General features: G+C 40.8%; 11 protein-coding genes. 10 read left to right on the top strand and 1 reads right to left on the bottom strand.

Features of this window, described 5'->3' with window-relative positions; genetic code table 11:
- The first annotated feature begins 12 nt into the window (after nucleotides 1–12).
- From citD to citG, 5 genes are all read left to right on the top strand, one after another.
- Nucleotides 13–327 (top strand): citrate lyase acyl carrier protein, encoded by a 315-nt coding sequence (citD, locus tag AC3ANV_RS19315; protein ID WP_488310303.1) that lies wholly within the window; start codon nucleotides 13–15, stop codon nucleotides 325–327.
- On the top strand, nucleotides 328–1224 hold the full coding sequence (citE, locus tag AC3ANV_RS19310) for a citrate (pro-3S)-lyase subunit beta (protein WP_488310302.1): 897 nt from the start codon (nucleotides 328–330) through the stop codon (nucleotides 1222–1224).
- Entirely contained in the window at nucleotides 1224–2774 is a 1551-nt protein-coding gene (gene citF / locus AC3ANV_RS19305; protein WP_488310301.1) for a citrate lyase subunit alpha, read from the top strand. Before citE ends, citF begins: the two co-directional genes overlap by 1 nt.
- 2 nt (nucleotides 2775–2776) lie before the next feature.
- On the top strand, nucleotides 2777–3313 hold the full coding sequence (citX, locus tag AC3ANV_RS19300; RefSeq protein WP_488310300.1) for a citrate lyase holo-[acyl-carrier protein] synthase: 537 nt from the start codon (nucleotides 2777–2779) through the stop codon (nucleotides 3311–3313).
- Nucleotides 3314–3425: 112 nt separating this feature from the next.
- Nucleotides 3426–4319, top strand: coding sequence for a triphosphoribosyl-dephospho-CoA synthase CitG (citG, locus tag AC3ANV_RS19295; RefSeq protein WP_488310299.1), 894 nt, complete (start codon nucleotides 3426–3428; stop codon nucleotides 4317–4319).
- 213 nt (nucleotides 4320–4532) lie between these two features.
- Here citG and AC3ANV_RS19290 read toward each other — a convergent pair whose 3' ends face one another.
- Nucleotides 4533–4919, bottom strand: coding sequence for a hypothetical protein (locus tag AC3ANV_RS19290; protein ID WP_488310298.1), 387 nt, complete (start codon nucleotides 4917–4919; stop codon nucleotides 4533–4535).
- 168 nt (nucleotides 4920–5087) lie between these two features.
- Here AC3ANV_RS19290 and AC3ANV_RS19285 point away from each other — a divergent pair, with 168 nt between their 5' ends.
- The 5 genes from AC3ANV_RS19285 to AC3ANV_RS19265 all read left to right on the top strand — a co-directional run bounded on the left by AC3ANV_RS19285 (nucleotide 5088) and on the right by AC3ANV_RS19265 (nucleotide 12169).
- A complete protein-coding gene (locus AC3ANV_RS19285; RefSeq protein WP_144568501.1) occupies nucleotides 5088–6269 on the top strand; it encodes a 2-methylaconitate cis-trans isomerase PrpF family protein in 1182 nt (393 codons plus the stop codon).
- 132 nt (nucleotides 6270–6401) lie between these two features.
- The gene (gene tcuA, locus AC3ANV_RS19280) at nucleotides 6402–7793 is read left to right on the top strand and encodes an FAD-dependent tricarballylate dehydrogenase TcuA (RefSeq protein ID WP_488310297.1); all 1392 of its coding nucleotides are present in this window, start codon (nucleotides 6402–6404) and stop codon (nucleotides 7791–7793) included.
- Complete coding sequence (tcuB, locus tag AC3ANV_RS19275; protein WP_488310296.1) at nucleotides 7768–8937, top strand: tricarballylate utilization 4Fe-4S protein TcuB; 1170 nt, start codon at nucleotides 7768–7770, stop codon at nucleotides 8935–8937. The genes tcuA and tcuB overlap by 26 nt, the downstream gene beginning before the upstream one ends.
- Before the next feature lie 1377 nt (nucleotides 8938–10314).
- The gene (locus tag AC3ANV_RS19270) at nucleotides 10315–11670 is read left to right on the top strand and encodes a hypothetical protein (RefSeq protein WP_488310295.1); all 1356 of its coding nucleotides are present in this window, start codon (nucleotides 10315–10317) and stop codon (nucleotides 11668–11670) included.
- A gap of 202 nt (nucleotides 11671–11872) precedes the next feature.
- Entirely contained in the window at nucleotides 11873–12169 is a 297-nt protein-coding gene (locus AC3ANV_RS19265) for a Rid family hydrolase (protein ID WP_488310294.1), read from the top strand.
- Nucleotides 12170–12340 lie beyond the last annotated feature (171 nt).

The raw sequence follows: 12340 nt of genomic DNA, 5'->3' as shown, positions 1-12340 counted from the left end.
GGTTGAAGAAAAATGTTGATGTTGCCAGAAAGAATAAAAATTTTGGATATAGGAATTGCAGGGACGCTTGAGTCAAGCGATATCACCATTCAGATTGAAAAGAATGAAGGTAAAGGAATCGAACTTGAACTCAAAAGCACTGTCGCTAATCAGTTTGGTAAACAAATCAAAAAGGTGATTTTAGAGACATTACTAGAGTTAGGGGTAGAGAATGCGTTAGTCCTGGCGAATGATAAAGGGGCTTTAGATTGCACCATCCGGGCTAGAGTTAGGTCGGCAGTAAGCAGGGCTGCCCATCAAAATTGTTTTCCCTGGGGGGTGAAATAAGTGGACCAACTGAGAAGGAGTATGTTGTATGTACCAGGAAACAATCCAGGGATGATTAGGGACGCTCATATCTATGGGTCGGACGCCATCATGTTTGACTTGGAAGATTCAGTTTGCCTTAATGAAAAAGACGCGGCGAGACTTTTAGTCTATGAAGCGCTGAGAACTTGTGATTATGGACGAACGGAAGTTGTTGTCCGTGTAAATGGTTTAAATACACCTTATGGCAGAGATGATTTTGAAGCTATGGTCAGAGCAATGCCAGACGCGATCCGGCTGCCCAAAACCGAGACACCAGAAGATGTAGTGGAAGCTGATCAATTAATTACACAGATTGAAAAGGAAAATGGCATCGAACTGGGGACCATCAAACTTATGGCGGCTGTTGAAAGCGCTTTGGGAGTTATTAATGCTTATAAAATTGCAATGGCAAGTTCGCGGCTTATTGGTATTGCGCTTGGAGCGGAGGATTTTGTAACTGACCTTAAAACCACAAGGTCCCCAGATGGGATTGAATTACTCGCTGCAAGGAGTCAAATCCTCTTTGCGGCACGGGCAGCCGGGATTGATGCTTTGGATACTGTTTTTTCTGATGTTAATGATGAAGAAGGATTTATCCGCGAAGCTAAACTTATCAAACAATTAGGGTTTGATGGAAAATCCCTTATTAATCCACGCCAAATTAATATTTTGCATCATATCTTTACGCCAACAGAAGATGAAATTCAGAAATCCATTCGGGTTATCGAAGCAGCGAAGGAAGCGGAGAAAAGAGGGTCGGGTGTTATAAGCATGGACGGTAAAATGGTTGACAAACCGATCATCGAAAGAGCATATCGTGTCCTTGAACTGGCTGATGTTGTATATAGAGAAAGTATGGAGGAGGTGTGGCAATAATGTTTAATAGAGTTGGACGAAATATTCCGGAAGTGATTTTTGGACTCGGAGCATTACCACTGTTTGATTCAAATGGATTGGTAAAAAATACACAGCGTTCTAAAGACCGCCTTAAGAATTCTGATCGAAATAAAATCCTTGATTCTATTGAAACAGCGATTCGTGAAACAGGCTTAAAAGATGGGATGACGATTTCCTTCCATCATCATTTTCGAAATGGTGATTATATCATTAATATGGTTCTGAATGCCATTTCACGTATGGGAATTAAGGATCTTGTTTTAGCACCAAGCTCTCTTTCGGGCATCCATGCACCATTGATTAATCATATCAAAAGAGGAGTCATTCGGAGGATTGAGACAAGCGGACTGCGAGGTGAATTGGCTGATGCTATTTCAAACGGCTTGATGGACATACCCGTTGTGATCAATTCTCATGGCGGCAGAGCCAGAGCGATCGCCTCAGGAGAATTGCCCATTGATGTTGCCTTTTTAGGTGTGCCATCCTGTGACCCTGCCGGCAATGCCAATGGATATGCAAGGGACAATACAGCGGCATCAGAGTGCGGTTCATTGGGATATGCCAAGGTTGATGCCCAACATGCCAAAAAAGTGGTTTTAATCACGGATCATTTGGTGGAATATCCTAATACACCGTTCGCTATACCTGAGTCTCAGGTCGATTATATCGTGGTTGTGGATGCAATCGGTGATCCAAAAGGAATTATGTCGGGAGCGACTCGGTTTACCAAGAATCCCAAAGATTTGCTAATCGCTCAGAATGTAGCTGAAGTTATAGCTGCTTCAGGCTATTTCATAGACGGGTTTTCACTGCAAACAGGATCTGGCGGGGCTTCCCTGGCGGCAACAAGGTTTTTAAGAGAAAAGATGATTGAGGGAAATATCAAAGCGAGCTTTGCGTTGGGCGGGATTACAGGTCAGCTGGTTGCTCTCCATGAAGAAGGGCTAATTAATAGATTACTAGATGTACAAGGCTTTGACCTTCAAGCAGACGAATCACTTAAAAATAACCGGTTTCACCAACAGATTGATGCTGAGTATTATGCAAGTCCGGATAATCCGGGAAGTGCAGTAAATCAATTGGATGTAACAGTATTAAGCACATTGGAAATCGATCTTGATTTTAATGTGAACGTCATTACCGGATCTGATGGAGTCATTCGCGGCGCTTCAGGGGGACACTGTGATTCAGCAGCAGGTGCAGCTTGCGCAATTATTGTCGCTCCACTCATTAGGGGCAGGATGCCAACTATTCTCGACAGGGTGCATACGGTAGTCACTCCGGGCTGCTCTATTGATGTATTGGTTACTGACCAAGGGATTGCTGTGAATCCTCGAAGGCAGGATTTGTATCATAACCTAAAAAATGCAAATCTGCCGGTTATGTCCATTGAAGCACTCAAGGCAAAAGCCAATCAAATAGTCGGAATTCCGGAACCAATCAAGGTAGAAGATAAGATTGTCGGTGTGGTTAAGTACCGGGATGGATCAGTGATTGATGTAATTCACCAGATAAAGAAGGAGTCTTGAAGATGACTGCAACTTTACAAATAACCCTTGAGCAATTATTAGAGGCTCGTGAGCTTAGGGCAGCCCATCAGAAGGAATTAATCGAGAAATACAGATTGCCATTGGTATCATTCACTGTGAATATGCCAGGTGCGAGCAAGAAAACGGCAGACAGCTCCATCATTTTTCATGAGGGCTGCAATGCACTGGTTAAAAAACTCAAGGAGACCGATTGTCGATTGGAGTATTATGATTCCAAAGATTTAGATACTGGACATGAGGCGTTCTTTGTGGTGAAAACCGCTGAACGGTCTTTAAAAGCACTTATGCTTGGGATTGAGAATGAGCATCCACTTGGCCGGCTGTTTGATTTAGATGTCCTTGGGATTGATGGAAAGCCTATTTCTAGAGAAACCTTAGGTAGTTTAAAACGTAAATGCCTGCTCTGTGAACAGGATGCCCATATTTGCGTGCGGAACAGAGGACATACAACAGAAGCACTTATTGAGAAGATCCATAGTATGGTTGATTCTTATATAAAAAATTATACCTTAAATTAGATATGAAGGCCAAACTCCGATAATCCTCTAAGGAAATTATGGGGTTTGGTCATATTAATAATATGTTTGCAAGCTTGAAAGGAGAAAAAGATCAAACATGGAGGAATCCTGGATGCAAACCATTTCGCAAAAAGCGCTGCGTGCTTTACTTTATGAGGTTTCCGCTAGCCCCAAACCTGGGCTTGTTGACAGATTCAACAAAGGGGCACATACCGATATGGATTTCTTTACGTTTATAGACAGCAGCTTTGCACTGAGTAACTATTTCTCTTACTGTGTTGTTGAAGGCGTAAAGTACTCAGGGAAAAATCCTGAAGAACTGTTTCAAGCCTTAAGAGGCCTTGGGATTAATGCTGAAAAAGTGATGTTTGAGGCAACGGACGGTGTAAATACTCATAAAGGTCTAATTTTTTCCTTAGGTGTCATTTGTGCGGCAGCTTCTTGCAGTATGGTGGAAAATAAATCCAAAAATATGGATATCGAGATAATCTGTGAGAAGGTTTCTCTAATGACTAAGGGTTTATGTTTAAGGGAACTAACTTTCTTGAACAAGTCCGAAGGTCTTACTTACGGGGAAAAACTTTTTCTGAAATATGGTCTGAGGGGTATACGTGGAGAAGTAGAAAGCGGCTTTGCTACCGTGCGCAATTACTCTCTTCCTGTAATAAGGAAATTAAAATCTTTAAAATCCTTCCATATCAACGATATTCTAGTGCAGGTACTCCTTCATTTAATGGCGGTAAACGAGGATACCAATATCGTTGCAAGACATGATTTAAAAACTTTGGAATATGTTCAACGTTATGCCCAACAGGTACTGGATTTAGGAGGTATGTTAACACCAAAAGGTATGGAGATAGTGTTTGAAATGGACAAGGAATTCATTGGAAGAAACATCAGTCCGGGAGGGTCAGCAGACCTTCTGGCAGTAACCGTTATGTTGGACCTTCTGTTAGAGGGATTACCTTTTTCTGGTTCAAGTATCCGGCGAAATTGTGTGGTATAAATAAAAAAGTACTATATAACTGCCCCCGAAAAACTTGTACATATCCATGTAAATTCTTCAGTCTTCCAAATTTGATTTACACTTAATTTTATTTAAAAATCAAGAATCCTTTTATTTGAAACAAATATAAACTTTTTCTCTCCATCATAAAAGGTATTTATGATAGTTAATAAACAATCAATATTTTTTTTATTCTTTACATTATGATAACTTTTAATTACCAATTGATCCAGTGGGCTTAATATAGTAAATCGGATGGATCGGTTGCCTTTTTCTTCGATTCACAGAATGGTTCGTATTGCTTTGTCTATTGCCTATTTTTTTTGAGTACGCCGATTTAAATACGTTTTCATAGGCATCTCCGGCTTCGGTAAAATATTGGCACTTGCCATTAAGTGTTATAGCAACAATCAACTCCATTGCCTTCTTTGGAATGTTTTTAGGAATCTTTGCAGGGGATGGCTCGGTGATAGAGTAGGAAGAAAGAAATCTATAATTATTTCTCTTCAATATTTCACTTGTTTGGATTGTATCAGGATTAGCCATATTCTTTGGACCTCGAACCTCTAAAAGAAGCTTGGAAGAAATCAATTGAACCAAGTCAGATAATCCTTATTCAGCAGCACAAAATCTCTAATACTTAAAAACAGTATTAGGTTGCCAGAATCATTTCATCCTTTGAGTCGTTTGAGATGAATTAGTCGAAACTTAAACATAATATTTTTCTATATTATAGTTTAAAAAAAGAAAGACAATGGAGGTTAAAGTATGTTTGATTATGGTCAATTACACAAGATACCAACTGTTATTATGAGAGGGGGGACAAGTAAGGGGCTCATACTAAGAAGATCAGACCTCCCTGCAGACGAAACATTAAGGGATGGGGTCATCTTAAGGATTTATGGCAGTCCTGACAACAGCCAAATTGATGGTTTGGGAGGAGGAACCTCAACAACTAGTAAATTAGCAATTGTCGGTCCATCCTCTCTTCCTGATGCGCATATTGATTATACTTTTGGCCAGGTGAGCCTAGATCGCCAAGTGGTTGACTATAATGTAACCTGCGGAAATTTTGTCACTGCAGTAGGTTTGTATGCCGTCGAAGAAGGATATGTTCCATTAACTGAACCCATTACTTCCGTAAAAATATACAACACAAATACAAAAAAAATTATTGTTGCAGAAATACCTGTAAAAAATGGGCAAATTCAATATGAGGGGGGATTTTCAATTGCCGGTGTTCCTGGTTCATCGTCCAGAATCATGCTTAACTTTTTAGATGCGGGCGGAACCTTTACAGGAAAAACACTCCCTACCAATAGCCCAACAGATATCATCAAGTTGGAGAATGGCCAGGAGTATGAGGTAAGTATTGTTGATTGTGTTAATACGCTGGTGTTTGTTCGGGCAGAAGATGTCGGGCAAACAGGAACAGAGCTTCCCAATGAAGTTAACGGGAATACTGTATTGCTTAATACCTTAGAGAAAATTCGTGTTAAAGCCGGGATTAAGATCGGCCTGATTAAAGAAGGCGAACGTGTCTCTCCTTCAACCCATGCATTGCCGAAAATTGCCATGATTTCGAAGCCAAAAGAATATAAAACAGTCAATCAACAGCTTGTTAAACAAGAAGATGTTGATGTTCTTTCACGCTATATTACGATGGGATCTCTTCATAGCGCACATGCAGTGAGTGGGGCGATGGCTCTTGCAGCAGCTGCAAAAATTAATGGAACGATCCCTAATCAAATTGTTCTAAATACCCATACCGGTATTAGTGTAGGGCATCCTTCGGGAACTTTATATGCTGATGCATCCGTAGAAAAAATGGGAGAAGAATGGTTAGTGGCACAGGCTGGCAATGGCCGGACTGCAAGAAGGCTAATGGAAGGCTACGCCTATGTACCTACCTCCATTTTTGTTGGTAAGAAGGATGCCATGATGGCTTGATCAGTTTTCATATTAAGAAAAGGAGTATCCCTTCTTTTCTTTTTTGACATGTAAATTAGTAATCTCTTTTTCTCTTGTAATCGCTTAACCAATTAGTTAGCTAAAAGGTTAATTTGAAAGGAGTTTTAAAATATGGAGACTGATGTTTTAGTAGTCGGCGGCGGGAACGCTGCCCTAAGTGCTGCACTGTCAGCTCGTGATCGAGGGGTAAAGGTGCTGGTCATTGAACGGGCTCCTAAATTTTATCGCGGCGGAAATAGCCGACTCACCCGGGATTATAGGGTGATGAATACACGTGAGAACAAGTATATGACAGGCACTTATCCTGAGGAAGAATTTATGGAGGATTTAAGGCGAGTTGCAGGAGGGGAAATAAATGAATTAATTGCAAGATTAGTTGTGCGTAAATCCGAAGAACTCCCGGACTGGCTTAACAAGCAGGGGATTCAATGGCAGCCGGCACTATCCGGAACCCTTCATTTAGGAAGAACGAATATTTTTCAACTTGGCGGCGGCAAGGCTGTGATAAATTCATACTATCAAACCGCTAAGGTAAAAGGGGTAGAAGTCTGGTACGATTCAATGCTAGAAGATATAGAAATGAATGGCACTGAGTTCAAGGCTGCTAAAGTTCGCAGGAATAACGGGATCGAGACGATCAAAGCGAAAGCTATAATATTTGCTTCGGGCGGTTTTGAAGCAAATATAGAATGGCACAAACGTTACTGGGGAGAGGCTGCTGAGAATTTTATCATTCGTGGTACCCCATATAATCAAGGTAATGTTCTTGAAATGCTTCTTAATAAAGGTGCAGCCCAGGTAGGAGAACCAGACGCGTTTCACGCCGTTGCGGTTGATGGCAGGGCACCAAAGTTTGACGGAGGAATTGTTACCCGTCTTGACAGTGTACCATTTGGGATTGTGGTAAATAAGAATGGTCAGCGGTTCTACGACGAGGGAGAAGATTTTTGGCCAAAACGATATGCTATTTGGGGTGGACTCATTGCCCGGCAGCCCAATCAAGTTGCATACTCGATTATTGACAGTAAGGCACTTGGAAAATTCATGCCTTCGGTATTCGGACCAATTTCTGCCGGATCAATCGAGGAATTGGCCGAAAAACTTGGTCTTAATCCTAAAGTAGTTGCTAAGACCGTTAATGACTTTAACAAGGCCGTTCGCCCAGGAACATTTAATCCAGCTGAGCTAGACAACTGTAAAACAGAAGGATTAACACCTGTAAAAAGCCATTGGGCGGTACGGATTGATAAGCCTCCATTTTATGCATATCCACTGAAGACTGGCATTACATTTACCTACCTTGCGGTAGAAGTAAACGAACAGGCAAGGATCAAGTGGAAGGATAGACGCCTCTGTAACAATATGTTTGCAGCAGGAGAAATGGCAGCAGGTAATGTACTGCGCCGTGGGTATCTGGCTGGTTTTGGACTCACGATGGGCACAGTTTTAGGGAGAATTGCAGGGGAGGAAGCAGCAAATGCAGTCAAAAGAGCTACTAGATGATGGAAAACGTCAAATGAAATTATGTAATGCCTGCCGTTATTGCGAAGGATACTGTGCTGTATGGCAATCGATAGAGTTGCGCCGGGATTTTACTGATAATGACATGACTTATTTGGCTAATTTGTGCCATGATTGCCGGGACTGCTATTATGCATGTCCATTTACGACACCGCACGAGTTTGGCATTAACCCGCCAAAGTTGTTTGCTCAATTGCGCGAAGAAACATACCGAAAATATGCAAGCCCAAGAGTATTTGCCAAAGCACTCGGAGAAAAGCGCAGCGGCTTTTGGATCACATTTTTCTTTGGAATCATTTTAATGGTCGCATTAATTATAGGAACCAACGGAACTTCAGGACTTTTGAAGACGCATCTAGGAACAGGTGCATTCTATGAGTCTCTTTCTGAAGTTGTAATGATTGTTGTTTTCTTGGCATTAGGAATTTGGATGGTTGGTGGCTGGATTATAGGAATGAGCAGATTCTGGCAAGATATTAAGTCACCAAAATCAGAGAAAGTTATCGGAAAAGATTTTGTTACTGGTACAAAATATGCGTTAAGCCTTCGCTATCTTGGCGGAGAAGGATCAGGCTGTACGTATCCAACTGATGAACCTTCGACTACTCGCCGTAAGTTTCACCATTTTGTATCTTATGGATTTATGCTAGATTTAGCTTCAACAGCATTAGGCGCATTTTACGCACACGTTTTACACATTCCGGCTCCATATCCTCTGTACCATCCAGTAGTAATCCTAGGGATCCTGGGTGGACTAGGAATCATTATTGGGGTTGTCGGATTATTGGCTCTTAAAGCCAAAAGTGACTCTGAAGTCCATGATAAAGGTGCTCAACAGTCAGGAACTTCTTTTGCAGTTATATTAGTGACTGTTGCGGTAACTGGGATGATCTTGTTACTGGCTCGTGATACTGCTGCAATGGGAATTTTATTGGCAATCCATTTAGGAAGTGTTGCAGCTCTATTCTTTACAGCTCCATATACTAAATTTGCTCATTTCGTTTATCGTTATTTGGCACTTATTCGTTATGCACAAGAAGAAAGAATAGCAGCGGGTGCAGCACAAGAAGTAAAAACACAAAAACAACCTATTAAGCCTGGTGCAACAGTTATGAGTAAGCATTAATTAAAGGTTATATCTTTCAACGCAAGACATACCACAACTAGGCTTTAAAAAATAAACAAGTTATTTTTAAAATATAAAAATGAGAGGTTTCGCGTAATAAATAGCGAAGCCTTTTTGTGCGCTAAGCAAATCGCTACATCGAAACAAATGACCAGACGGAAAAGAGAGTATCAGAATTTTTACCACCGGAAAATAACCGTAAAAAATTGATTAGGTAAATATTAACGTTATCGAATAGTACTATCGACGCTCTAGCAGCCATCTAGCCGTGAAAATGCCAAGGGTTCGGGTTGGTGTCATTTGGTGGCAACAAAACCAATCATATTGCCACCAAAAACATCTGTTTATATCATTTGAGTCTGTAAGAAGCCTATTTAATCAACAACTTCAAATTAAAACTGTTATAATCGAATGCACCTGACGACCTTGAGAGGGTTGTGGTCACTTGGATCAATAAGCTCATTGTCCCTTTGGATGACAAATGGAAGAAGATGAGGTATGTTTAAACCTCCTCAATTACTTATTTTATCCCATTAATAAAATAAGAAAACTGATCACACTTTTGGTCACAACTTGGTCACAGAGTAGATGTTTTTATAATTAATTATATAAAATTAAATGATATATGACTTGATAAAAAGTGCATTAAATCAAGACTTTACGGTATTATATAAAACTAAATGTAATCAAACATGATACCTTCCCTCTAACTTCAAAACTGCTTGAGACCTGCGTGCCAGGTCAGGTGGGTTCGATTCCCACGCGGTCCCGCCAAAATAAGATTTTCAATCATTTACATAATTTATCACCTCCACAGTCTTTTGTTGATTTTGAACGACACAGTGTGAGTACGGAAGTATGAAACTGTGTGTGTTCAGAGCCTTCAAATATTATATTTGGAGGTTTTTTATTTGCGTAAAAGTGTTAGGAAACATGGAAGAGTTGTAGCAACGAAACAGGTCACTAAAAGCTTTACTACTACTAGTTCTGTATATAAGAAAAGGGCATTTACATTGGTTTAATCTCACTTATTATTGTTTCTTATGGAGCAATTTCCCGAATAAAGCAATTCTTAAAGAACCTACAATGCACTCCCGGGCTGTGTGACGGATATTCGGCTATTTGTATTGCGTACCGGAAAGGTACGCTTCTTTTTTATTTTTCGGGCTTACGCTGAGTTGAAGGACACGAAACTTTAAGCTTCAGGCACCATAAATGGACAAAGGTCTTTCTATAGTGCCTGACGCTTTTATTTTTTGAGCATAGCTCTTCTTTTTCAAAGCAAATTTCCCACAAGCAATATATGGGAACCAGACAAGTAATTCCAACCATATAATATAGTGATCGGTGCCATCACTTTATGGAAGGAGAGAGTCTATGTTAACCGCATCTCATTGGATTTTCTTGATTGTGGTGATTTTAGTTATTATAGGGATGGCAATGCGGCGAGGTGTCATACCGCTTTGTATTTTGGGGACCTTTCTTTTAGGCTGGGTGTTCACTGGGAATTTCGTAAAAGGAATTCAGGTTGTGTATAACGCCAACCTACAAAGTGCGTCAGAATTGTTAGGGATTATCATTATTATAGGACTCATGATTGCATTACTGAGACTACTTGAACAAATTGGAGCCGATCAGCTCGTGTTAAAACCATTTCGACATTTATTTAAAGGCCCAGGTAGTGCCTTTTGGGGAACGGGTTTGATAAAAGGTATCATCTCTGCTTTTGTCTGGCCAACACCAGCCACAATGATGGTTGGGCCCATGATGATTCCCATTGCTCTACGTGCTGGATTGCCGATCATTGGTGTCGCCATGGCGATGAACCTTTTCGGACATGGAATCGCGTTATCAGGGGATTTCATCATTCAAGGTGCTCCGAAGCTCACAAGCTCCGCAGCTGGAGTGGGGATTATGGATCTGATTAAAGCAAGTGTCCCTTTGGTAATCGTTACTGGATTAGTTAGTCTTATTCTTTCTTATTGGTTTTTACGGCGAGATATGAAGAACGGATTGATTGTAAATGATCAATTAGTGGAAGAAAAAAGTCAGACCGAGTTTAGTTTTGCCTCTAAGTTTGCTGCTATTGTCGTTCCTCTCGCTTTCCTAATTTCCATTATTCTAACCATCACCTTATCCCTTAAGGGAGGAGATGCGAGTGCTCTCATTGGTGGGGTAAGCTTACTCCTCTTCACCATTATTGCTCTCATCGAACATGGTAGAAAAGCCTATGAAGTCGTAATGAAGAATCTTCAGGAAGGTTTCATTTTCTCCATAAAAATTTTTGCTCCTGTTATTCCTATAGCCGGATTCTTCTTTATGGGATCACCTGATATTTCACCGCTGATACTAGGGAAAGGTGCCCCAGGTTATTTGTTTGATCTTGGAACTGCACTAGCCCACCATGTTCCTTTATCGGCTATCCCTGTTGCCATTATTGTTGTTTTAGTAGGAATTATTGCTGGCCTTGATGGATCTGGATTCTCTGGTCTCGTACTTGTAGGTACATTAGCTCAAGCACTCGGCCATCCTATCGGCGCGAATGTTGCCGTACTGGCTGCATTGGGTCAAATGGGCTCTGTTTGGAGCGGTGGTGGAACTCTTGTTCCGTGGGGTGTTCTGGATATTGCCGGTGTAACGGGAGTTGATCCAGAAGCACTAACGAGGCGGAATTTCCTTCCTGTTATCATTGGTTTAGCTGCTGCAACAATCGTGGCAATTATTATGATGTAAGGATGAAAAGAGGAATTATCCAAAAGGTTGGTACAAAAGTGAGTACCCATTGCTGAAGTGGGCTCTACAATTTATACATCCATTTAGCGGGTATCGATTGGTAGAATGCTACAGATGTTCGTGCATCTGTAGCTCTTTCTTTTTATTGTCCTGAAAAATGAAATATCAGTGTCTGACACCATAAAAAGACATTTTTTCATATTTGTCTGGGGATATTGTTGAACAGACAAATCAATGTTTTAAGAATTTTTTCAATGTATTGGAAGCAGCAGGTTTAACTCCTGATAATGTTGAAAAAGTGAATGTATTCTTAACTGATATGAATAATTTCACAGCAATGAACGAGGTTTATTCTAAACAATTTTCTGAGCCATATCCTGCTCGTACAACTATAGGTGTGTCATCCCTACCTCTTGGTGCACAGGTTGAAATCGGGATGATAGCTAGAAGATATAATTCAGGTAAAAAGGGCTCTATCAAAATAGATAGAGCCTTCTAAAATCCTTCCTGCAGTATCATAGCTTCGCTTGTTTTACGAGATCCAAGTCCCAACCAGCCTCAAACATGCTTCTTCAAGTAGGGGGCGAACTGTTTAGCTGACGGTATTGTGTCCCACGGGTGCTTACGTTCTACCCCGGCTACCGTTATAATAAATCCGTATGAAAAATGG

It is taken from the genome of Neobacillus sp. DFD-2R, from assembly GCF_057747865.1.
The sequence above is the reverse complement of the archived record's forward strand: the minus strand, read 5'-3'. Positions and strand labels throughout refer to the sequence as shown.